Below are 23,606 nucleotides of genomic sequence, written 5' to 3' on the forward strand. Positions count from 1 at the left end.
AAACCGGCGCTTAGCCGGTTTTTTTATGTCTGCTTGATTATTTCCGCAGGCGAATCTGGTCGACGGCGTGCTTCTCGCTCTTGGTGAGGATCAGGCTCGCACGCTCGCGCGTCGGCAGGATGTTCTCTTTGAGGTTCACGTAGTTGATCTCATTCCACAGCCCCGTCGCCACGTTGATCGCTTCCTCTTCAGAAAGCTGGGCATAGTGGTGGAAATAGGAATCCGGGTCAGTGAACGCCCCTTCGCGGAACTTCAGGAAGCGGTTGATGTACCAGTTTTGCAGCAGGTCTTCCGGCGCATCGACATAAATAGAGAAATCGACGAAATCCGAGACGAATACGTGATGCGGGTCGTGAGGATAGTCCATCCCGCTTTGCAGCACGTTCAGACCTTCCAGAATCAGGATGTCCGGCTGGACCACGGTTTTATCCCCACCCGGGATGCGATCGTAGATCAGGTGCGAATAGACTGGCGCAGTCACGTGCGGCACGCCGGATTTCAGGTCAGAGACAAATTTCACCAGACGGTGCATATCATAAGAAAGCGGGAAACCTTTCTTCTTCATCAGCCCACGTTCTTTTAACACCTCGTTCGGGTGCAGGAAGCCGTCGGTGGTGATCAGCTCCACGCTGCGGTGTTCCGGCCAGCGGCTTAACAGCGCCTGCAGGACGCGCGCGGTGGTACTTTTACCCACGGCCACGCTGCCTGCGATACTAATGATATAAGGAATGCGTTGACCGTTCGTCCCGAGAAACTGCTCCAGCACGGCCTGACGGCGCAGGTTCGAGCTGATATAGAAGTTAAGCAAGCGAGAGAGGGGGAGATAAATTTCTGCCACCTCTTCCAGGGACAGATCTTCGTTTATCCCTTTTAACCGTGCGATTTCACCTTCCGTCAGCGTCATAGGGACGGAATCACGCAGGGCAGCCCACTGGCTGCGGTTAAAGTGAAGATAAGGCGTCATTAACGTTTGCTCTTTTTTGCTCATAAGCATGCTTCAGTGAGCCAGCATCACACTGCCGGATTATGGCTCATCACACAGTTAATTTTGGACAATGGGCAGGAGGTTAACACCAGATGACGGGAATAATAAGAAAAAAGATGGAAAGCGCTGCGTTACGCGGAAGCCGTCACGCTACGGTGAATACGGTGCAAATCACGATGATATGTTGAATATTTGACCTCAAATGACTACTTTTACAGCGTCCGATACGCTGTTCGCATAAAATGTGAGCGAAAGAACGTTTTATGCAAATTTTTAGTTGCATGACCGCGCAGGTATCCATAGAATGCGCGCTACTTGATGCCGACTTAGCTCAGTAGGTAGAGCAACTGACTTGTAATCAGTAGGTCACCAGTTCGATTCCGGTAGTCGGCACCATCAAGTCCGGTGGGGTTCCCGAGCGGCCAAAGGGAGCAGACTGTAAATCTGCCGTCACAGACTTCGAAGGTTCGAATCCTTCCCCCACCACCACTTTCTGGCAGCGTAAATGCCGCCGGAGCTGGTTGGAAAAATTAGCCAGCTCAAACTGAAAAAGAGAGAAATCTCTTTTTTTGTTACAGAAAGAACTGGGTAGCCGAGTTTCAGGATGCGGGCATCGTATAATGGCTATTACCTCAGCCTTCCAAGCTGATGATGCGGGTTCGATTCCCGCTGCCCGCTCCAATACGTGCTGATATGGCTCAGTTGGTAGAGCGCACCCTTGGTAAGGGTGAGGTCCCCAGTTCGACTCTGGGTATCAGCACCACTTCACTTCTCCTTCCCGTTTCTCTCTGTTTCAATTTTACTGTATTCAACAATTCAGGCATTTCGCCTGGTTGATGTGGTGATATCACCGATTTATCCGTGTCTTAGAGGGACAATCGATGTCTAAAGAAAAGTTTGAACGTACAAAACCGCACGTTAACGTCGGTACTATCGGCCACGTTGACCATGGTAAAACAACGCTGACCGCTGCAATCACTACCGTTCTGGCAAAAACCTACGGTGGTTCTGCTCGTGCATTCGACCAGATCGATAACGCACCAGAAGAAAAAGCTCGTGGTATCACCATCAACACCTCTCACGTTGAGTACGACACCCCGACTCGCCACTACGCACACGTAGACTGCCCAGGCCACGCCGACTATGTTAAAAACATGATCACCGGTGCTGCGCAGATGGACGGCGCGATCCTGGTTGTTGCTGCGACTGACGGCCCAATGCCTCAGACTCGTGAGCACATCCTGCTGGGTCGTCAGGTAGGCGTTCCTTTCATCATCGTGTTCCTGAACAAATGCGACATGGTTGATGACGAAGAGCTGCTGGAACTGGTAGAGATGGAAGTTCGTGAACTGCTGTCTCAGTACGATTTCCCGGGCGACGATACTCCAATCGTTCGTGGTTCTGCTCTGAAAGCGCTGGAAGGCGAAGCTGAGTGGGAAGCGAAAATCATCGAACTGGCTGGCTTCCTGGATTCTTACATCCCAGAACCAGAGCGTGCGATTGACAAGCCATTCCTGCTGCCAATCGAAGACGTATTCTCCATCTCCGGTCGTGGTACCGTTGTTACTGGTCGTGTAGAGCGCGGTATCATCAAAGTTGGCGAAGAAGTTGAAATCGTTGGTATCAAAGAGACTGCGAAGTCTACCTGTACTGGCGTTGAAATGTTCCGCAAACTGCTGGACGAAGGCCGTGCTGGTGAGAACGTTGGTGTTCTGCTGCGTGGTATCAAACGTGAAGAAATCGAACGTGGTCAGGTTCTGGCGAAGCCAGGCTCAATCAAGCCACACACCAAGTTCGAATCTGAAGTGTACATCCTGTCCAAAGACGAAGGCGGCCGTCATACTCCGTTCTTCAAAGGCTACCGTCCACAGTTCTACTTCCGTACAACTGACGTGACCGGTACCATCGAACTGCCAGAAGGCGTTGAGATGGTAATGCCAGGCGACAACATCAAGATGGTTGTGACTCTGATCCACCCAATCGCGATGGACGACGGTCTGCGTTTCGCAATCCGTGAAGGCGGCCGTACCGTTGGCGCGGGCGTGGTTGCTAAAGTTCTCGGCTAATCGCTGATAACATTTGACGCAATGCGCATGAAAAGGGCATCATTTGATGCCCTTTTTGCACGCTTTCACATCAGAACCTGGCTCATCAGTGATTATTTTTGTCATAATCATTGCTGAGACAGGCTCTGCAGAGAGCGTATAATCCATAAAGGGATTAGCGTTTCGATTTGGCTCGCCTCGCAATCGCGGGGTGAAATTATTTGTAGAATTCTTCTGACAGGTTGGTTTATGAGTGCGAATACCGAAGCTCAAGGGAGCGGGCGCGGCCTGGAAGCGATGAAGTGGGTCGCTGTTGCCGTGCTGCTGATTGTGGCAATCGTTGGCAACTATCTTTATCGTGACATGATGCTGCCGCTCCGCGCGCTGGCAGTGGTGATTCTGATTGCTGCAGCGGGCGGTGTCGCGCTGTTGACGACTAAGGGTAAAGCAACCGTTGCTTTCGCTCGCGAAGCACGTACCGAAGTCCGCAAGGTCATTTGGCCGACTCGCCAGGAAACATTGCATACCACGCTGATCGTGGCTGCAGTGACTGCGGTAATGTCACTGATCCTGTGGGGACTGGATGGTATTCTGGTTCGCCTGGTTTCCTTTATTACTGGCCTGAGGTTCTAAGATGTCTGAAGCCCCTAAAAAGCGTTGGTACGTCGTTCAGGCGTTTTCCGGTTTTGAAGGCCGCGTAGCAACGTCGCTGCGTGAGCATATCAAATTACACAACATGGAAGAGTTATTTGGCGAAGTTATGGTTCCGACCGAAGAAGTGGTTGAGATCCGTGGCGGCCAACGTCGCAAAAGCGAGCGTAAATTCTTCCCGGGTTACGTGCTGGTTCAGATGGTGATGAACGACGCGAGCTGGCACCTGGTGCGCAGCGTACCGCGCGTGATGGGCTTTATCGGCGGCACGTCTGACCGTCCGGCGCCAATCAGCGACAAAGAAGTTGATGCGATTATGAACCGCCTGCAGCAGGTGGGTGATAAGCCGCGTCCGAAAACGCTGTTTGAACCGGGTGAAATGGTTCGTGTTAGCGACGGTCCGTTTGCTGACTTTAACGGTGTGGTTGAAGAAGTTGACTACGAGAAGTCCCGCCTGAAAGTTTCCGTTTCTATCTTCGGTCGTGCGACCCCGGTAGAACTGGACTTTGCGCAGGTCGAAAAAGCCTAAGCAGCGATCAAAAAAGCGGCGATTTAATCGTTGCACAGGGCGCGAGATTGGAATACAATTTCGCGCCTTTTGTTTTTATGGGTCCGGCCCGTAAAACGAATTTTATTCACGGGGAGCCTCCCTGAGGCGCTATCACCCAATCAGAGGATTTTAGAATGGCTAAGAAAGTACAAGCCTACGTCAAGCTGCAGGTTGCAGCTGGTATGGCGAACCCAAGTCCACCAGTTGGTCCAGCTCTGGGTCAGCAGGGTGTGAACATCATGGAATTCTGTAAAGCGTTCAACGCCAAAACCGAATCCCTGGAAAAAGGTCTGCCAATCCCAGTCGTAATCACTGTTTACGCTGACCGTTCTTTCACTTTCGTTACCAAAACCCCTCCAGCAGCTGTTCTGCTGAAGAAAGCGGCTGGTATCAAGTCTGGTTCCGGTAAACCGAACAAAGACAAAGTGGGTAAAATTTCCCGCGCTCAGCTGCAGGAAATCGCGCAGACCAAAGCTGCCGACATGACTGGTGCCGACATTGAAGCGATGACTCGCTCAATCGAAGGTACTGCACGTTCCATGGGCCTGGTAGTGGAGGACTAAGAAATGGCTAAACTGACCAAGCGCATGTCCGTGATCCGTGACAAAGTTGATGCGACCAAACAGTACGACATCAACGAAGCTATCGCTCTGCTGAAAGAACTGGCAACTGCTAAGTTCGTTGAAAGCGTTGACGTTGCCGTTAACCTCGGCATCGACGCGCGTAAATCCGATCAGAACGTTCGTGGCGCAACTGTACTGCCACACGGTACTGGCCGTTCCGTTCGTGTAGCTGTATTTGCTCAGGGTGCAAACGCTGAAGCTGCTAAAGCTGCCGGCGCTGAACTGGTAGGTATGGAAGATCTGGCTGATCAGATCAAGAAAGGCGAAATGAACTTTGACGTTGTTATTGCTTCTCCAGATGCAATGCGCGTTGTTGGCCAGCTGGGCCAGGTTCTGGGTCCACGCGGCCTGATGCCTAACCCGAAAGTCGGTACTGTAACTCCTAACGTTGCTGAAGCGGTTAAGAACGCTAAAGCAGGTCAGGTTCGTTATCGTAACGACAAAAACGGCATCATCCACACCACCATCGGTAAAGTGGACTTTGACGCTGACAAACTGAAAGAAAACCTGGAAGCTCTGCTGGTTGCGCTGAAAAAAGCAAAACCAACTCAGGCGAAAGGCGTGTACATCAAGAAAGTTAGCATCTCCACCACCATGGGTGCAGGTGTTGCAGTTGACCAGGCTGGCCTGAGCGCTGCTGCAAACTAATGCCTTTACGTGGGCGGTGATTTTGTCTACAATCTTACCCCCACGTTTGCTAACGAAAGTTAGCGGCTAAAAGATTTGTTCGTTGGAGCCTGGCCTAATCCAGGCCTCCGTCGAAGACCGCAGGTGTTTCGCAAGAGACTTAATCCCCTGCGTAGACGGTGACAGAACGCTAAGATTATTTTTGGATACTCTGGCTTGTTTCTGCTCACCGTATTAAGACGCTCTTTCCGTTTGGGAGAGTGAAGTGAGTTCCGGAACATGAGTTCCGGCAAACATCCAGGAGCAAAGCTAATGGCTTTAAATCTTCAAGACAAACAAGCGATTGTTGCTGAAGTCAGCGAAGTAGCCAAAGGCGCGCTGTCTGCAGTAGTTGCGGATTCCCGTGGCGTTACTGTAGACAAAATGACTGAACTGCGTAAAGCAGGTCGTGAAGCTGGCGTATACATGCGTGTTGTTCGTAACACCCTGCTGCGTCGCGTAGTTGAAGGTACTCAGTTCGAGTGCCTGAAAGACACGTTTGTTGGTCCGACCCTGATTGCATACTCTATGGAACACCCGGGCGCTGCTGCTCGTCTGTTCAAAGAGTTCGCGAAAGCGAATGCAAAATTTGAGGTCAAAGCTGCAGCCTTTGAAGGTGAGTTGATCCCGGCATCGCAAATCGATCGCCTGGCAACCCTGCCGACCTACGAAGAAGCAATTGCACGCCTGATGGCAACCATGAAAGAAGCTTCGGCTGGCAAACTGGTTCGCACTCTGGCTGCTGTTCGCGATGCGAAAGAAGCTGCTTAATCGCAGTTATCTTTATAAAGCATTTGCTTACGTATAAACTTATTCTGATTTTCAGGAACAATTTAAATGTCTATCACTAAAGATCAAATCATTGAAGCAGTTGCAGCTATGTCCGTAATGGACGTTGTAGAACTGATTTCTGCAATGGAAGAAAAATTCGGTGTTTCTGCTGCTGCTGCTGTAGCTGTAGCTGCGGGCCCGGCTGAAGCTGCTGAAGAAAAAACTGAATTCGACGTAATTCTGAAAGCTGCTGGCGCTAACAAAGTTGCTGTTATCAAAGCAGTACGTGGCGCAACTGGCCTGGGTCTGAAAGAAGCTAAAGACCTGGTAGAATCTGCTCCAGCTGCGCTGAAAGAAGGCGTGAGCAAAGACGACGCAGAAGCACTGAAAAAATCTCTGGAAGAAGCTGGCGCTGAAGTTGAAGTTAAATAAGCCAACTTTTCTGGTTGCAGCCTGAGTAATTAGGCTGATGGCTGGTGACTTTTTAGTCACCAGCCTTTTTGCGCTGTAAGGCATCAGTAGCATTTCACACTGTTTGACTGCTGATTGTCCTGACAATGCATGTTTCTATCGACGACTTAATATATTGCGACAGGGTGCTCGCTCTGTGTAAATCGCGACGAAATGATTTAAGCGTGATAGCAACAGGTATTGCGGAAAGTATTCAATTTTCCGGTCCACAAAATGGTGTTGCACAAACTGTCCCTTCGTCGGACAGATGGGTCGACTTGTCAGCGAGCTGAGGAACCCTATGGTTTACTCCTATACCGAGAAAAAACGTATTCGTAAGGATTTTGGTAAACGTCCACAAGTTCTGGACATTCCATATCTCCTTTCTATCCAGCTTGACTCGTTCCAGAAGTTTATCGAGCAAGATCCTGAAGGGCAGTACGGTCTGGAAGCAGCCTTCCGCTCCGTGTTCCCGATTCAGAGCTACAGCGGTAACTCCGAGCTGCAGTACGTCAGCTACCGCCTTGGCGAACCGGTGTTTGACGTTCAGGAATGTCAGATCCGTGGCGTGACCTATTCCGCACCGCTGCGCGTAAAACTGCGTCTGGTGATCTACGAGCGCGAAGCGCCGGAAGGCACCGTAAAAGACATTAAAGAACAAGAAGTCTACATGGGTGAAATTCCACTCATGACAGACAACGGTACTTTCGTTATCAACGGTACTGAGCGTGTTATCGTTTCCCAGCTGCACCGTAGCCCGGGCGTCTTCTTCGACAGCGATAAAGGTAAAACACACTCTTCCGGTAAAGTACTGTATAACGCACGCATCATTCCTTACCGTGGTTCATGGCTGGACTTCGAGTTCGATCCGAAAGACAACCTGTTTGTCCGTATCGACCGTCGTCGTAAGCTGCCTGCAACCATCATTCTGCGTGCGCTGCAATACACCACTGAACAGATCCTGGACCTGTTCTTTGAGAAAGTGATCTTTGAAATCCGCGACAACAAGCTGCAGATGGAGCTGGTGCCGGAACGTCTGCGTGGCGAGACCGCGTCGTTCGACATCGAAGCCGACGGCAAAGTGTATGTGGAAAAAGGTCGCCGTATCACCGCGCGCCACATCCGCCAGCTGGAAAAAGATGATATCAAACTCATCGAAGTTCCGGTTGAGTACATTGCAGGAAAAGTAGCCGCGAAAGATTACGTTGACGAGTCAACGGGTGAGCTGATCTGCCCAGCGAACATGGAGCTGAGCCTGGATCTGCTGGCTAAGCTGAGCCAGTCTGGCCACAAACGTATCGAAACGCTGTTCACCAACGATCTGGACCACGGCGCGTATATCTCTGAGACTATTCGCGTCGACCCAACCACCGATCGTCTGAGCGCGCTGGTAGAAATCTACCGCATGATGCGTCCTGGTGAGCCACCAACTCGCGAAGCGGCGGAAAGCCTGTTCGAGAACCTGTTCTTCTCCGAAGACCGCTACGATCTGTCCGCGGTTGGTCGTATGAAGTTCAACCGTTCTCTGCTGCGCGACGAAATCGAAGGTTCCGGTATCCTGAGCAAAGACGACATCATCGAAGTGATGAAGAAGCTCATCGATATCCGTAACGGTAAAGGCGAAGTGGACGATATCGACCACCTCGGCAACCGTCGTATCCGTTCCGTAGGCGAAATGGCGGAAAACCAATTCCGCGTTGGCCTGGTACGTGTAGAGCGTGCGGTGAAAGAGCGTCTGTCTCTGGGCGATCTGGATACCCTGATGCCTCAGGATATGATCAACGCCAAACCGATTTCTGCAGCAGTGAAAGAGTTCTTCGGTTCAAGCCAGCTGTCTCAGTTCATGGACCAGAACAACCCGCTGTCTGAGATTACGCACAAACGTCGTATCTCTGCACTCGGCCCAGGCGGTCTGACCCGTGAACGCGCAGGCTTTGAAGTTCGAGACGTACACCCGACGCACTACGGTCGCGTATGTCCAATCGAAACGCCTGAAGGTCCAAACATCGGTCTGATCAACTCCCTGTCCGTGTACGCACAGACTAACGAATACGGTTTCCTCGAGACCCCGTACCGTAAAGTGACAGACGGTGTTGTAACCGACGAAATTCACTACCTGTCTGCTATCGAAGAAGGCAACTACGTTATCGCTCAGGCGAACTCCAACCTGGATGACGAAGGCCACTTTGTAGAAGATCTGGTTACCTGCCGTAGCAAAGGCGAATCCAGCTTGTTCAGCCGCGACCAGGTTGACTACATGGACGTATCCACCCAGCAGGTGGTATCCGTCGGTGCGTCCCTGATCCCGTTCCTGGAACACGATGACGCCAACCGTGCATTGATGGGTGCGAACATGCAACGTCAGGCCGTTCCAACTCTGCGCGCTGATAAGCCGCTGGTTGGTACCGGTATGGAACGTGCTGTTGCCGTTGACTCCGGTGTTACTGCAGTTGCTAAACGTGGCGGTACTGTTCAGTACGTCGATGCATCCCGTATCGTTATCAAAGTTAACGAAGACGAGATGTATCCGGGCGAAGCTGGTATCGACATTTATAACCTGACCAAATACACCCGTTCTAACCAGAACACCTGTATCAACCAGATGCCTTGCGTATCTCTGGGTGAGCCAGTTGAGCGCGGCGACGTGCTGGCAGACGGTCCGTCCACCGACCTCGGTGAACTGGCGCTCGGTCAGAACATGCGCGTAGCGTTCATGCCGTGGAACGGTTACAACTTCGAAGACTCCATCCTCGTCTCCGAGCGTGTGGTTCAGGAAGATCGTTTCACCACCATCCACATTCAGGAACTGGCATGTGTGTCTCGTGACACCAAGCTGGGGCCAGAAGAGATCACCGCTGACATCCCTAACGTGGGTGAAGCTGCGCTCTCCAAACTGGATGAATCCGGTATCGTTTACATCGGTGCGGAAGTGACCGGCGGCGACATTCTGGTTGGTAAGGTTACACCGAAAGGTGAAACCCAGCTGACGCCAGAAGAGAAACTGCTGCGTGCAATCTTCGGTGAGAAAGCGTCTGACGTTAAAGACTCTTCTCTGCGCGTACCAAACGGTGTTTCCGGTACGGTTATCGACGTTCAGGTCTTCACCCGTGACGGCGTTGAGAAAGATAAGCGTGCGCTGGAAATCGAAGAGATGCAGCTCAAACAGGCTAAGAAAGACCTGTCTGAAGAACTGCAGATCCTCGAAGCGGGTCTGTTCAGCCGTATCTATGCGGTGCTGGTTGCCGGTGGCGTTGAATCTGAGAAGCTCGACAAACTGCCACGCGATCGCTGGCTGGAACTGGGCCTGACCGACGAAGAGAAACAAAATCAGCTGGAACAGCTGGCTGAGCAGTATGACGAACTGAAACACGAGTTCGAGAAAAAACTCGAAGCGAAACGCCGCAAAATCACTCAGGGCGACGATCTGGCACCAGGCGTGCTGAAGATTGTTAAGGTGTATCTGGCCGTTAAACGTCAGATCCAGCCTGGTGATAAGATGGCAGGTCGTCACGGTAACAAGGGTGTTATCTCTAAGATCAACCCGATCGAAGATATGCCGCACGATGCTAACGGTACGCCGGTAGATATCGTACTGAACCCGCTGGGCGTACCGTCTCGTATGAACATCGGTCAGATCCTGGAAACTCACCTGGGTATGGCTGCGAAAGGTATCGGCGACAAGATTAACGCCATGCTGAAGCAGCAGGAAGAAGTCGCGAAACTGCGTGAATTCATCCAGCGTGCCTACGATCTGGGTACTGACGTGCGTCAGAAAGTCGACCTGAATACCTTCAGCGATGAAGAAGTGCTGCGTCTGGCTGAGAACCTGAAAAAAGGTATGCCAATCGCAACGCCGGTCTTCGATGGCGCGAAAGAAGCTGAAATTAAAGAGCTGCTGCAACTGGGTGGTCTGCCAACGTCTGGTCAGATTACGCTGTTTGACGGCCGTACCGGTGAACAGTTCGAGCGTCCGGTAACCGTAGGTTACATGTACATGCTGAAACTGAACCACCTGGTCGACGACAAGATGCACGCTCGTTCTACCGGTTCTTATAGCCTGGTTACTCAGCAGCCGCTGGGTGGTAAGGCACAGTTCGGTGGTCAGCGCTTCGGGGAGATGGAAGTGTGGGCGCTGGAAGCATACGGCGCGGCATACACCCTGCAGGAAATGCTCACCGTTAAGTCTGATGACGTGAACGGTCGTACCAAGATGTATAAAAACATCGTGGACGGCAACCATCAGATGGAACCGGGCATGCCAGAATCCTTCAACGTATTGTTGAAAGAGATTCGTTCGCTGGGTATCAACATCGAACTGGAAGACGAGTAATTCTCGCTCAAACAGGTCACTGGTGCCGGGTTAACCCCCGGCACCAGATTGTGCTAACTCCGACGGGAGCAAATCCGTGAAAGATTTATTAAAGTTTCTGAAAGCGCAGACTAAAACCGAAGAGTTTGATGCGATCAAAATTGCTCTGGCTTCGCCAGACATGATCCGTTCATGGTCTTTCGGTGAAGTTAAAAAGCCGGAAACCATCAACTACCGTACGTTCAAACCTGAGCGTGACGGCCTTTTCTGTGCGCGTATTTTCGGGCCAGTAAAAGATTACGAGTGCCTGTGCGGTAAGTACAAGCGCCTGAAACACCGTGGTGTGATCTGTGAGAAGTGCGGCGTTGAAGTGACCCAGACCAAAGTGCGTCGTGAGCGCATGGGCCACATCGAGCTGGCGTCTCCGACCGCTCACATCTGGTTCCTGAAATCTCTGCCGTCCCGTATCGGTCTGCTGCTGGATATGCCGCTGCGCGATATCGAACGCGTTCTGTACTTCGAATCTTATGTGGTTATCGAAGGCGGGATGACGAACCTGGAACGTCATCAGATCCTGACTGAAGAGCAGTATCTGGACGCGCTGGAAGAGTTCGGTGACGAATTCGACGCGAAGATGGGTGCGGAAGCTATTCAGGCCCTGCTGAAGAGCATGGATCTGGAGCAAGAGTGCGAGCAGCTGCGTGAAGAGCTGAACGAAACCAACTCCGAAACCAAACGTAAAAAGCTGACCAAGCGTATCAAACTGCTGGAAGCGTTCGTTCAGTCTGGTAACAAACCAGAGTGGATGATCCTGACCGTTCTGCCGGTTCTGCCGCCAGATCTGCGTCCACTGGTTCCGCTGGATGGTGGTCGTTTCGCAACGTCCGATCTGAACGATCTGTATCGTCGCGTTATCAACCGTAACAACCGTCTGAAACGTCTGCTGGATCTGGCTGCGCCGGACATCATCGTACGCAACGAAAAACGTATGCTGCAGGAAGCGGTTGACGCCCTGCTGGATAACGGCCGTCGCGGTCGTGCGATCACCGGTTCTAACAAACGTCCTCTGAAATCTTTGGCCGACATGATCAAAGGTAAACAGGGTCGTTTCCGTCAGAACCTGCTCGGTAAGCGTGTTGACTACTCCGGTCGTTCTGTAATCACCGTAGGTCCATACCTGCGTCTGCATCAGTGCGGTCTGCCGAAGAAAATGGCACTGGAGCTGTTCAAACCGTTCATCTACGGCAAGCTGGAACTGCGTGGCCTGGCCACCACCATCAAAGCCGCTAAGAAAATGGTTGAGCGTGAAGAAGCTGTCGTTTGGGATATCCTGGACGAAGTTATCCGCGAACACCCGGTACTGCTGAACCGTGCACCAACTCTGCACCGTTTGGGTATCCAGGCATTTGAGCCAGTCCTGATCGAAGGTAAAGCTATCCAGCTGCACCCGCTGGTTTGTGCGGCATATAACGCCGACTTCGATGGTGACCAGATGGCTGTTCACGTACCGCTGACGCTGGAAGCCCAGCTCGAAGCGCGTGCGCTGATGATGTCTACCAACAACATCCTGTCCCCAGCGAACGGTGAACCTATCATCGTTCCTTCTCAGGACGTTGTATTGGGTCTGTACTACATGACCCGTGACTGTGTTAACGCCAAAGGCGAAGGCATGGTGCTGACTGGCCCGAAAGAAGCTGAGCGTATTTATCGCGCTGGCCTGGCCTCTCTGCATGCGCGCGTTAAAGTGCGTATCACCGAATATGAAAAAGATGAAAACGGCGAATTCGTTGCGAAAACCAGCCTGAAAGACACGACCGTTGGCCGTGCCATTCTGTGGATGATCGTACCGAAAGGTCTGCCTTTCTCCATCGTCAACCAGGCGCTGGGCAAGAAAGCGATCTCCAAAATGCTGAACACCTGTTACCGCATTCTGGGTCTGAAGCCGACCGTTATCTTCGCTGACCAGACAATGTATACCGGCTTTGCTTATGCAGCGCGTTCAGGTGCATCTGTTGGTATCGATGACATGGTCATCCCAGAGAAGAAACACGAGATCATCTCTGAAGCGGAAGCCGAAGTTGCTGAGATCCAGGAGCAGTTCCAGTCTGGTCTGGTAACCGCGGGCGAACGCTATAACAAAGTTATCGATATCTGGGCAGCGGCGAACGATCGTGTATCCAAAGCGATGATGGATAACCTGCAGACCGAAACCGTGATTAACCGTGACGGCGTAGAAGAGCAGCAGGTTTCCTTCAACAGCATCTACATGATGGCCGACTCCGGTGCGCGTGGTTCCGCAGCACAGATTCGTCAGCTGGCAGGTATGCGTGGTCTGATGGCGAAGCCAGATGGCTCCATCATCGAAACGCCAATCACCGCGAACTTCCGTGAAGGTCTGAACGTACTCCAGTACTTCATCTCCACCCACGGTGCTCGTAAGGGTCTGGCGGATACCGCACTGAAAACTGCGAACTCCGGTTATCTGACGCGTCGTCTGGTTGACGTTGCGCAGGATCTGGTTGTGACCGAAGACGATTGTGGCACCCTCGAAGGTATCACCATGACCCCGGTTATCGAGGGTGGTGATGTTAAAGAGCCACTGCGCGATCGCGTTCTGGGTCGTGTAACCGCGGAAGACATTCTGAAGCCGGGTACTGCAGACATTCTGGTTCCACGCAACACGCTGCTGCACGAGCACTGGTGTGACCTGCTGGAAGCGAACTCTGTTGACTCCGTGAAAGTACGTTCCGTTGTATCCTGTGACACCGACTTTGGTGTATGTGCGCACTGCTACGGTCGTGACCTGGCGCGTGGCCACATCATCAACAAAGGTGAAGCAATCGGCGTTATCGCGGCACAGTCCATCGGTGAGCCGGGTACACAGCTGACGATGCGTACGTTCCACATCGGTGGTGCGGCATCACGTGCGGCTGCTGAATCCAGCATCCAGGTGAAAAACAAAGGTAGCATCAAGCTCAGCAACGCGAAGTCTGTTGTTAACTCCGCTGGCAAGCTGGTTGTGACCTCTCGTAACACCGAGCTGAAGCTGATCGACGAATTCGGTCGTACCAAAGAGAGCTATAAAGTGCCTTACGGTGCGGTTATGGCGAAAGGTGATGGCGAGCAGGTTGCTGGCGGTGAAACCGTTGCAAACTGGGATCCACACACCATGCCGGTTATCACCGAAGTAAGTGGTTTCATCCGCTTCACTGACATGATCGACGGCCAGACCATTACTCGTCAGACCGACGAGCTGACCGGTCTGTCTTCTCTGGTGGTTCTGGATTCTGCTGAACGTACTACCGGTGGTAAAGATCTGCGTCCTGCACTGAAAATCGTTGATGCTCAGGGTAACGACGTTCTGATCCCTGGTACCGACATGCCTGCGCAGTACTTCCTGCCGGGTAAAGCGATCGTTCAGCTGGAAGATGGCATTCAGATCGGTGCGGGTGATGCTCTGGCACGTATTCCACAGGAATCCAGCGGTACCAAGGATATCACCGGTGGTCTGCCACGCGTTGCGGACCTGTTCGAAGCACGTCGTCCGAAAGAGCCTGCAATCCTGGCTGAAATCAGCGGTATCATCTCCTTCGGTAAAGAGACCAAAGGGAAACGCCGTCTGGTTATCACTCCAGTAGATGGCAGCGAACCGTACGAAGAGATGATTCCTAAGTGGCGTCAGCTCAACGTGTTCGAAGGTGAACGTGTAGAACGTGGTGACGTGGTTTCCGATGGTCCAGAAGCTCCGCACGACATTCTGCGTCTTCGTGGCGTCCACGCGGTAACGCGTTACATCACCAACGAAGTACAGGACGTTTACCGTCTGCAGGGCGTTAAGATTAACGATAAGCACATCGAAGTTATCGTTCGTCAGATGCTGCGTAAAGCAACCATCGAAAACGCAGGCAGCTCCGAGTTCCTGGAAGGCGAGCAGGTTGAATACTCACGCGTCAAGATCGCTAACCGCGAACTGGAAGCGAACGGCAAAATCGGTGCGACCTTCTCGCGCGATCTGCTGGGTATCACCAAAGCGTCTCTGGCAACCGAGTCCTTCATCTCTGCAGCATCGTTCCAGGAAACGACTCGTGTCCTGACCGAAGCCGCTGTTGCAGGTAAACGTGATGAACTGCGCGGTCTGAAAGAGAACGTCATCGTGGGTCGTCTGATCCCGGCGGGTACCGGTTATGCGTACCACCAGGATCGTATGCGTCGTCGTGCTGCGGGCGAACTGCCAGCTGCACCGCAGGTAACTGCTGAAGATGCATCCGCGAGCCTGGCAGAACTGCTGAACGCAGGTCTGGGCGGTTCCGACAACGAGTAATCGTTGATGCCCGGTGATGAGCATTACCGGGCATGTGCCTCGTAGGTCGGGTAAGCGCAGCGCCACCCGACAATAAAAAACCCGCCTCGGCGGGTTTTTTTACATCTGTAGGTTATCAGTTCACCAACGGGATCCGACGATAAAGCTCAATCATATCGCCCGCCAGATCCTGAATGACCATCGCGTTCATCAGGTGATCCTGAGAGTGGACGGTGATCAGGTTAACCGGAAGCTTCCCGGTCCCTTCGTCAAAACCGATAAGCTGCGTCTGGATCGTGTGCGCATGCTTCACATATTCGCGCGACTCTTCCATCGCTTTTTCTGCTTCGTCAAACTCACCTTTACGCGCCATCTGTAGCGCCGTCAGGGCCGCACTGCGCGCCGCGCCTGCGTTGACCAGCAGTTCCATTATCGTAGTTTCTAAGTCTTCCATTATGACTCCAGAAGTTTGAGCGCTTTTTCCAGGACGGCATCGCCTTTCATCATGCCGTAATCCATCATGTCGATCACCGCGACCTTTTTACCCAGCGGCTCGGCCTGCGCCTGAAGTTTAGCCTGCTCGTATTTAACCTGTGGCCCCAGCAATACGATGTCGGCCGTCGCGATGTTGTCTTTAAACTCCGCAACCGGAACGGCTTTAATGGTGACTTCAATCCCTTTTTTCTGCGCGGCGTCTTTCATACGTTGAACCAGCATGCTGGTTGACATTCCCGCTGCACAGCATAAAACGATGTTCTTCATAATCAGCCTCGATCTACATGTGTTTATTGATAATTATCCCGTGCAGAGCGCTTCAACAACCGGTTTACCGCGATTGTGTGTCAGGCATCACAAAGAAACCGGCGATTTTCTGAAACCGGTTACAATTTTGCATTGTCGCGTACCCGGCCCGTAGAAACGGGCAGGGTGAAAGAGGGAGGATTAGCTGATGGACGTTCGATTGATGCGGTTTTTGCCCTGCTGTTTGGCGCTGTAGAGGGCGCTATCAACGCTTCCGACAAATTGCTCCAGCGGTTCAAAATGCCACTCCCCAAGACCGCCGCTGAACGTAACCCGCAGGTTTTCTTCTCGCCAGACGCGTTTTTCAACTGCGGTACGCCAGGCTTCCAGCAATGAGAGCGCAGACGTCATCTGCTCAGCCTGGAAGATTACCGCGAACTCTTCTCCACCGTACCGGTAAATCGAGACGTGATGTGGCTGCATAATCTGGATCCCTTCGCGGGCCACGTTGCGCAGAACGATATCACCGGTCAGGTGGCCCAGCGTGTCGTTAATCGACTTGAAGTTATCGATGTCCACCAGCGCCAGCGCGAAAGGCTGCTGGGCATTCAGCAGCTCCGCGATATCGTTATCGAACGCGCGGCGGTTTTTACAGCCCGTCAGCGCATCGTGAGTCGCCTGGCGCACATAGGCCATCTCACGCTCTTTATTGGACTGGATAGTGTGGCTCAGCATCGCTTCCAGGCGCGGCGCCTCGCTGACGTCGCCGGTTTTAATGGCATTGATAATGTGCATCAGCACGGTACGCGAGGCGTGACGGAGGTATAAGCCGAAGAGGATGATGATGATTGCCGCCAGCGCAAACCCCCAGCCAACAATCGTCGTTTCGTGGCGGGTGATATCGGTGAGCGTCTCGCCAGAGACCCGGTAGATGACAAACCAGTCCGGATTGGTAAACGAGTAGTAGTAGTACCAGGCGTTGCTTTTCTTATCGTAAAGGTGGCCTTCGCCGCTGGTCATTTTGTCCATCAGCGCTTCGCTCACGTATTGTTTGAAGAGCGCGCCTGTATCCGGGTGAAGCACAACGGCGCCGTCGCGTTCAACGACGAAGAATTCTCCCTGGACGGGCGCCACCATCTGACGCAGGGTGAAGCCCATTGACGTCAAATCGAGATGAAACGCGATCGTTCCCTTCAGTCTGCCTTCGGGTGAAATCAAGGGCTTATAAAGTGTGACCGTCGGATGGCCGGTGAAGTAGTCCATGTACGGGCGAGTATAGTGGCTGAAGATACTGGCTTCGGCCTGAGCGATAAACCACGGCCGCGTCCGGGGATCGAAGGTTTTACTCTTCTCCGTGGGGAGCACTTCCGGCGCGCGGAGATAATGCCCCTGCGTGTCCGCCAGCGAGATGGAGGACACGGTCGGCATCAGGTTTTGCAAATGCATCATCATCTGAAGCCCCTGCGTCGGGTTGACGTTGAGCGTCTCGTTTAGCCTATCGTCGCGGGCAAAGTACATCGCGGAACGGCCCAGGATATAGTCGTTTTCACGCAGGATAGATTCGGTATAGTTCACCGCCAGGTTGTGCGTGAAATTGCTGTTGATCTTATGATAATCCTCAAGAAAATCCTTTCGTTGCGAAAGCGTCACCGCGATCGCGATCACCGCAAAACTGCAGAGGATCCCCGCGAAGCTGAGCATGATTGGCCGGGTAAAAGAGAGCTTTTTGCTGTGAAGTGCCATGAGCTGTACATCGTTCCTGATGGTGATTACTTTTCGTCTGCCGATATCCTCTCAGCATAGTCGCTGTCCTGCGGTTAGCGGTGAATTATACGACACACGATTTCTGGCGGGATGATTTATCTTAAGAACCATTAAGAAAATACTTATTCAACCTGCTGGCGGCCGTGTGCGCAATGAACCAGAGGCAGGGCGAAACGAGGAAGAAGCTTTTCGCCCTGGTCAGCATCCGTTGCTGACCGTGTGACAATAAAAAACCGGACGATCGCTGACAACCACCCGGTTTTGCCTTTTCGTCGTGCCTCGACAATTTTTTATGGCGTTGCAGTACGTTTCAGCGTCATTGCGAGGTTCTTCCAAGCCAGCGGTCCCAGTCTTTCCAGACAGGCTGAAGACCCTGGGCCGTCAGGGCTGCGGCGACCGCTTCCGGACGTCGTCCGTCATGCGGCACAAACTGCTCGAGCTCCGGACGATCGTCGGCGTAGCCGCCTGGCTGCGTTTTGGAAAACGCGCTGACGTTGTTAATCGCAAGCGGGATAACGCGATCGCGAAACGCCGGGGATTCACGCGTTGAGAGCGATAATTCCACTTCCGGGGCGAGCAGGCGAAACGCACAGATGGCCTGCACCAGCTGGCGTTCATCCATCAGCGAAGCCGGTTCAATCCCGCCCGCGCAAGGTCTCAGGCGCGGGAAGGAGATGGAATAACGGCTCTGCCAGTAGTGCTGCTGAAGCCACAGCAAATGTTCCGCCACCATGTAACAATCCACCCGCCAGCTGTCAGAGAGCCCGATCAGCGCCCCCAGACCGATTTTGTCGATCCCCGCGCGACCCAGCCTGTCCGGCGTTTCCAGCCGGAAAAAGAAATCCTGTTTCTTGCCCTTCAGGTGATGCCGGGCGTACGTCGCCTCGTGATAGGTTTCCTGGTAGACCATGACCCCGTCCAGTCCAAGGGTTTTGAGCTCCGCGTACTCCTCCTGCGCCAGGGGCTGTACTTCCATCTGCAGCGACGCAAACTGACGACGAATGGCGGGAAGGTGGTGACGGAAATAGTCCATTCCCACCTTTCCCTGATGTTCGCCCGTGACCAGCAGAAGATGTTCAAAGCCCATTTCACGAATGGCCGCGCACTCGCGGGCGATCTCACCTTCATCGAGCGTTTTACGCTTGATGCGGTTGCTCATGGAAAAACCGCAGTAGGTACAGTCATTGGCGCACAGGTTTGAGAGATAGAGCGGCACGTAGAAGCTCACCGTGTTGCCAAAACGCTGGCGTGTGAGCCGCTGTGCTCGCTGGGCCATTGGTTCGAGGTACGCGCTGGCCGCCGGGGAGAGCAGGGCCATCAGATCCTCGCGGGTCAGATGGCGGGCATGCAGCGCGCGCTCTACGTCAGCCGCCGTTTTGCTGTTGATGCGCAGGGCAATGTCGTCCCAGCTAAGCTGCCGCCAGCGCTCGGTAAACGTGCTCATGAGATCGCCTCCAGAAAACCGGTCAGCGGGCTGGTGGCCTGTGCCTGGAAACTGCGCGAGCCGGGGCCGGACTCCCTTGCCAGCAGGCCAGCCTCTACGGCCATGCGGAACGCACGCGCCATCATGACCGGATCGTCGGCAACCGCGATGGCCGTGTTGACCAGCACCGCGTCGGCGCCCATCTCCAGCGCCTGCGCGGCATGGCTGGGCACGCCAATGCCCGCATCAACCACCACCGGCACGGTAGCCTGCTCAATAATGATTTCCAGCATCGCACGGGTTTCAAGCCCCTGGTTGGAGCCAATGGGGGCGCCCAGCGGCATGACGGCGGCGCAGCCGACCTCTTCCAGCCGTTTGCACAGAACAGGATCGGCGCCGCAGTAAGGCAGGACGGTAAACCCTTGCTGCACCAGCTTTTCAGCCGCTTTCAGCGTTTCGATGGGGTCGGGGAGCAGCCAGCGGGCGTCAGGATGAATTTCCAGCTTCAGCCAGCGGGTGCCGAGCGCCTCGCGGGCCAGCTGCGCGGCGAAAATCGCCTCTTCGGCCGTTTTGGCACCGGAGGTGTTGGGCAGCAGCGTGACGCCAGCCTCCAGTAAAGGCGCCAGAATAGCATCGCTGTGATGACGCAGATCCACGCGCTTGAGCGCCAGCGTCACCAGCTGGCTGCCGCTTTCGCGAATGGCATCCACCATCAGCTGCGGTGAGGCGAATTTTCCGGTTCCGGTAAACAGATGTGAATCAAAGACTTTATCGGCAATACGTAACATCTCAGCCCCCTGCGATAACCTGAAACAGCAGGATCTGGTCGCCGTCATTGACCTGCTGATGTTCCCACTGCTCGCGCGGCAGGATCTGTTGATTGAGCGCCAGCGCCGTTCCCGGCTTGAGCTGGCGCAGCTTGTCGAGCAGTACCGCAACGGTGAGCCCGTCGTCGCATTTCATCGGCTCATCGTTAAACAGAATGCGCATCGCGGCCTCCGCATACCGGGCAGCGACTGGCGCGGTGTAACGCCAGATGGCGCCAGCCGCTGGAGCGGGCATCAAACAGCCGCAGCGTATTGCGTTCCGTCTCCATGCCGCTGAGCAGCTTGATGGCCTCCAGCGCCTGCATTGTGCCCATTACGCCGACCACCGGACCCAGAATGCCCGCCGTACGGCAGTTGCGCGCTGGCTCGGCATCGTCCGGCCACAGGCAGCGATAGCAGCCCTGCGACCACGGCGGGGTCAGGACCATCATCTGCCCGCCGAAACCCACTGCGCTGGCGGTGATAAGCGGCGTATTACTTGCCACGCAGGCGGCGTTAATCGCCTGGCGCGTCGCCATGTTGTCGGTGCAGTCCAGCACCACGTCGGCAAGGGCGACCTCACGGCTGAGGTTGTCACCGCTGAGCCGTTCCTGCAGGGCAATCAGCGCGATATCCGGGTTGAGCTGGTTCAGGCGCTGCCGGGTGATTTGCGCTTTCGGCTGGTTGATATCCTCGGTGGTAAAGAGGATTTGTCGCTGCAGGTTGCTGAGGTGAACCTCGTCGTCGTCGGCCAGCACCAGCGTACCGATACCTGCGCCGGCCAGATAAAGCGCGGCGGGCGCGCCTAACCCGCCCAGACCGACAATCAGCACCCGGCTGGCGAGCAGTTTTTGCTGTCCGTCGATGGCGATATCTTCCAGCAGGATCTGACGGCTATAGCGCATAAAATCACGATCGTTCATCACCCGCTCCTGCCAGCTGTAACAGCTGTTCGGTGGCGAGACGCCAGTCTGCGGCCTGGGTGATGGCGCTGACGACGGCGATACTGCCGACGCCGGTCTCCAGCACCGCCGGGGCGCGTTCAAGACTGATTCCGCCGATGGCGACGGTAGGGTAATCGGCAAGGCGTTTAACGTGACTCGCCAGCTGCGTCAGACCCTGCGGTGCGGAGGGCATCTGCTTGGTTTGCGTCTGGAAGACGTGACCCAGCGCGATGTAAGAGGGACGGGCCGCCAGCGCCACGTCGATCTCCATGTCATCGTGTGTTGAAACGCCAAGACGCAATCCGGCTTCGCGGATAGCGCTCAGGTCCGTTGTTTCCAGATCCTCCTGACCCAGATGCACGCCGTACGCCTGGTGCTTAACGGCCAGCCGCCAGTAATCGTTGATAAACAGACGGGCGTTATGCCGACGGCCAAGCGCGATGGCGGCAGCCACATCGGCTTCCACCTCGTCATCGCGTTTATCCTTGATGCGCAGCTGGATCGTTCGAACGCCTGTCTCCAGCAGGCGCTCTATCCACTCCACGCTGTCCACCACCGGATAGAGCCCTAAACGGTAGGGGACAGGCGGGAAATCGGGCTTATACATTACGCCTCCTCTTTTTTGAGGTAGATTTCGCCGCCTTTGGCACGGAAGGTTTCAGACATGTCCGCCATCCCAACTTCAATGGTCTGCGCGGCGGCGTAGTCGCGCACCTCCTGGCTGATTTTCATCGAGCAGAACTTCGGCCCGCACATAGAGCAGAAATGTGCGACTTTGCCTGATTCCTGCGGCAGGGTTTCGTCGTGATAGGCGCGGGCGGTGAACGGGTCCAGCGCCAGGTTGAACTGGTCTTCCCAGCGGAATTCGAAGCGCGCCTTCGACATGGCGTTATCGCGTATTTGCGCGCCCGGGTGGCCTTTGGCCAGATCCGCCGCGTGGGCGGCAATTTTGTAGGTGATCAGCCCCTGCTTCACGTCCTCTTTGTTTGGCAGGCCGAGGTGCTCTTTCGGCGTTACGTAGCAGAGCATGGCGCAGCCGAACCAGCCGATCATCGCCGCTCCAATTCCGGACGTGAAGTGGTCATAGCCCGGCGCAATATCGGTGGTCAACGGCCCCAGGGTATAGAACGGCGCTTCGTGGCAGTGCTCCAGCTCCTCGGTCATGTTGCGGCGGATCATCTGCATCGGCACGTGGCCCGGGCCTTCAATCATCACCTGCACGTCATACTCCCAGGCGATTTTGGTCAGTTCGCCCAGCGTGTGCAGCTCGGCAAACTGCGCTTCGTCGTTCGCGTCGCGAATAGAGCCCGGACGCAGGCCGTCGCCCAGCGACAGAGAGACATCGTACGCGGCGCAGATTTCGCAAATTTCGCGGAAGTGTTCGTAGAGGAAGTTTTCCTGATGATGGGACAGGCACCACTTCGCCATGATGGAACCGCCGCGCGAGACGATGCCGGTCAGGCGCTTCGCCGTCATCGGCACGTAGCGCAGCAGCACGCCCGCGTGAATGGTGAAGTAGTCCACGCCCTGTTCGGCCTGCTCCAGCAGCGTGTCGCGGAACGCTTCCCAGGTGAGGTCTTCGGCAATGCCGTTGACCTTTTCCAGCGCCTGATAAATCGGGACGGTGCCAATCGGTACCGGGCTGTTACGCAGGATCCATTCGCGGGTTTCGTGAATATAGCGTCCAGTGGAGAGGTCCATTACCGTGTCCGCGCCCCAGCGCGTGGACCAGACCAGCTTCTCCACCTCTTCTTCGATGGAGGAGGTGACGGCCGAGTTACCGATGTTAGCGTTGACCTTCACCAGGAAGTTGCGGCCAATAATCATCGGCTCGGATTCCGGGTGGTTGATATTGGCAGGGATAATCGCGCGGCCTGCGGCCACTTCGTCACGCACAAATTCCGGCGTGATGTTCTCCGGCAGGCGAGCGCCAAAGCCTTCACCCGGATGCTGATAGCGCAGCACTTCGCTACGGATGCGCTCGCGACCCATGTTTTCGCGGATGGCGATGAACTCCATCTCCGGCGTGACGATGCCCCGGCGCGCGTAGTGCAGCTGGGTCACGCATTTGCCCGCTTTAGCGCGTTTTGGCGTCAGCAGGCCGGTAAAGCGCAGCTCGTCCAGGCCGTCGTCGGCCAGGCGCTCTTTGGTGTACGCAGAACTCAGGACGCTCAGCTCTTCGCAGTCGTTACGCGCGTCAATCCAAGGCTGGCGCAGCTTCGCCAGACCCTGCTGGACGTTGATGGCAACATCAGGATCGCCGTAAGGACCGGAGGTGTCATACACCGGCACGGCTTCGTTGTCTTCATACTGCGGGTTATCTTTGCTGCCGCCGATAAGCGTCGGGCTAAGCTGGATTTCACGCATTGGGACGCGGATATCGGCCTGCGAGCCGGAAATGTAGATGCGCTTCGAGTTCGGGAAAGCGGTGCCTTCCAGCGTGTCGATGAAGTGTTGGGCCTGTGCGCGCTGTTCGCGGCGGGTCAGTTTTGCAGTAGACATAGCTCATTCCAAAAGTGAAGGACATGGCTTGTCAGACGACGGATGAAGCAAGAGAGGATCGCCCTCAGGCGATACA

Annotated in this window: 19 protein-coding genes and 4 tRNA genes; 13 read left to right on the plus strand and 10 right to left on the minus strand. The window is 54.5% G+C overall.

Annotated features, from left to right (window positions below; genetic code table 11):
• Positions 1 to 37: 37 nt before the first annotated feature.
• Positions 38 to 988: a type I pantothenate kinase gene (gene coaA / locus NI40_RS00910; protein ID WP_021242480.1), complete on the minus strand. Its 951-nt coding sequence runs from the start codon at positions 986 to 988 to the stop codon at positions 38 to 40.
• A 317-nt stretch (positions 989 to 1,305) separates the two neighbouring features.
• On the opposite strand from coaA, the gene NI40_RS00915 reads away from it, so the two are divergent.
• The 13 genes from NI40_RS00915 (at position 1,306) to rpoC (ending at position 15,371) form a co-directional block, all read left to right on the plus strand.
• A tRNA-Thr gene (locus NI40_RS00915) sits at positions 1,306 to 1,381 on the plus strand.
• 8 nt (positions 1,382 to 1,389) lie between these two features.
• Positions 1,390 to 1,474: transfer RNA gene (locus NI40_RS00920), tRNA-Tyr, on the plus strand.
• Positions 1,475 to 1,591: 117 nt separating this feature from the next.
• Positions 1,592 to 1,666: transfer RNA gene (locus tag NI40_RS00925), tRNA-Gly, on the plus strand.
• A 6-nt stretch (positions 1,667 to 1,672) separates the two neighbouring features.
• A tRNA-Thr gene (locus NI40_RS00930) sits at positions 1,673 to 1,748 on the plus strand.
• 118 nt (positions 1,749 to 1,866) lie between these two features.
• Complete coding sequence (gene tuf, locus NI40_RS00935; protein ID WP_014068448.1) at positions 1,867 to 3,051, plus strand: elongation factor Tu; 1,185 nt, start codon at positions 1,867 to 1,869, stop codon at positions 3,049 to 3,051.
• Between the two features lie 228 nt (positions 3,052 to 3,279).
• Positions 3,280 to 3,663 (plus strand): preprotein translocase subunit SecE, encoded by a 384-nt coding sequence (gene secE, locus NI40_RS00940; RefSeq protein WP_014068449.1) that lies wholly within the window; start codon positions 3,280 to 3,282, stop codon positions 3,661 to 3,663.
• 1 nt (position 3,664) lies between these two features.
• The gene (gene nusG, locus NI40_RS00945; RefSeq protein WP_002438628.1) at positions 3,665 to 4,210 is read left to right on the plus strand and encodes a transcription termination/antitermination protein NusG; all 546 of its coding nucleotides are present in this window, start codon (positions 3,665 to 3,667) and stop codon (positions 4,208 to 4,210) included.
• Positions 4,211 to 4,365: 155 nt separating this feature from the next.
• Entirely contained in the window at positions 4,366 to 4,794 is a 429-nt protein-coding gene (gene rplK, locus NI40_RS00950) for a 50S ribosomal protein L11 (RefSeq protein WP_008503452.1), read from the plus strand.
• Between the two features lie 3 nt (positions 4,795 to 4,797).
• Positions 4,798 to 5,502, plus strand: a complete 705-nt coding sequence (gene rplA, locus NI40_RS00955) for a 50S ribosomal protein L1 (RefSeq protein WP_006810530.1) — start codon at positions 4,798 to 4,800, stop codon at positions 5,500 to 5,502.
• 291 nt (positions 5,503 to 5,793) lie between these two features.
• Positions 5,794 to 6,291 (plus strand): 50S ribosomal protein L10, encoded by a 498-nt coding sequence (rplJ, locus tag NI40_RS00960; RefSeq protein WP_001207203.1) that lies wholly within the window; start codon positions 5,794 to 5,796, stop codon positions 6,289 to 6,291.
• Positions 6,292 to 6,357: 66 nt separating this feature from the next.
• Positions 6,358 to 6,723: a 50S ribosomal protein L7/L12 gene (gene rplL / locus NI40_RS00965; RefSeq protein WP_006176746.1), complete on the plus strand. Its 366-nt coding sequence runs from the start codon at positions 6,358 to 6,360 to the stop codon at positions 6,721 to 6,723.
• Between the two features lie 319 nt (positions 6,724 to 7,042).
• Entirely contained in the window at positions 7,043 to 11,071 is a 4,029-nt protein-coding gene (gene rpoB / locus NI40_RS00970) for a DNA-directed RNA polymerase subunit beta (RefSeq protein ID WP_039262351.1), read from the plus strand.
• Between the two features lie 76 nt (positions 11,072 to 11,147).
• Entirely contained in the window at positions 11,148 to 15,371 is a 4,224-nt protein-coding gene (rpoC, locus tag NI40_RS00975; protein ID WP_023309968.1) for a DNA-directed RNA polymerase subunit beta', read from the plus strand.
• 115 nt (positions 15,372 to 15,486) lie between these two features.
• Here the strand turns inward: rpoC and NI40_RS00980 are convergent, their stop codons facing one another.
• The 9 genes from NI40_RS00980 to thiC all read right to left on the minus strand — a co-directional run bounded on the left by NI40_RS00980 (position 15,487) and on the right by thiC (position 23,530).
• Positions 15,487 to 15,804, minus strand: a complete 318-nt coding sequence (locus NI40_RS00980; RefSeq protein ID WP_033146992.1) for a PTS lactose/cellobiose transporter subunit IIA — start codon at positions 15,802 to 15,804, stop codon at positions 15,487 to 15,489.
• Entirely contained in the window at positions 15,804 to 16,112 is a 309-nt protein-coding gene (locus NI40_RS00985; protein WP_039262354.1) for a PTS sugar transporter subunit IIB, read from the minus strand. The genes NI40_RS00980 and NI40_RS00985 overlap by 1 nt, the downstream gene beginning before the upstream one ends.
• Positions 16,113 to 16,292: 180 nt before the next feature.
• Positions 16,293 to 17,834, minus strand: a complete 1,542-nt coding sequence (locus NI40_RS00990; protein ID WP_039262356.1) for a sensor domain-containing diguanylate cyclase — start codon at positions 17,832 to 17,834, stop codon at positions 16,293 to 16,295.
• A gap of 337 nt (positions 17,835 to 18,171) precedes the next feature.
• Positions 18,172 to 19,299, minus strand: a complete 1,128-nt coding sequence (gene thiH, locus NI40_RS00995) for a 2-iminoacetate synthase ThiH (protein ID WP_039262357.1) — start codon at positions 19,297 to 19,299, stop codon at positions 18,172 to 18,174.
• A complete protein-coding gene (gene thiG, locus NI40_RS01000; protein ID WP_023334103.1) occupies positions 19,296 to 20,066 on the minus strand; it encodes a thiazole synthase in 771 nt (256 codons plus the stop codon). Before thiG ends, thiH begins: the two co-directional genes overlap by 4 nt.
• Before the next feature lies 1 nt (position 20,067).
• Positions 20,068 to 20,268, minus strand: coding sequence for a sulfur carrier protein ThiS (gene thiS / locus NI40_RS01005; protein ID WP_039262358.1), 201 nt, complete (start codon positions 20,266 to 20,268; stop codon positions 20,068 to 20,070).
• Positions 20,252 to 21,007, minus strand: coding sequence for a thiazole biosynthesis adenylyltransferase ThiF (gene thiF, locus NI40_RS01010; RefSeq protein ID WP_039262359.1), 756 nt, complete (start codon positions 21,005 to 21,007; stop codon positions 20,252 to 20,254). The genes thiS and thiF overlap by 17 nt, the downstream gene beginning before the upstream one ends.
• Complete coding sequence (gene thiE / locus NI40_RS01015; protein ID WP_039262360.1) at positions 20,994 to 21,635, minus strand: thiamine phosphate synthase; 642 nt, start codon at positions 21,633 to 21,635, stop codon at positions 20,994 to 20,996. The genes thiF and thiE overlap by 14 nt, the downstream gene beginning before the upstream one ends.
• Positions 21,635 to 23,530 (minus strand): phosphomethylpyrimidine synthase ThiC, encoded by a 1,896-nt coding sequence (gene thiC / locus NI40_RS01020; protein WP_023309975.1) that lies wholly within the window; start codon positions 23,528 to 23,530, stop codon positions 21,635 to 21,637. Before thiC ends, thiE begins: the two co-directional genes overlap by 1 nt.
• Positions 23,531 to 23,606 lie beyond the last annotated feature (76 nt).

It is taken from the genome of Enterobacter sp. E20 (genome assembly GCF_000801755.2).
Classification (GTDB): Bacteria; Pseudomonadota; Gammaproteobacteria; order Enterobacterales; family Enterobacteriaceae; genus Enterobacter; species Enterobacter asburiae_B.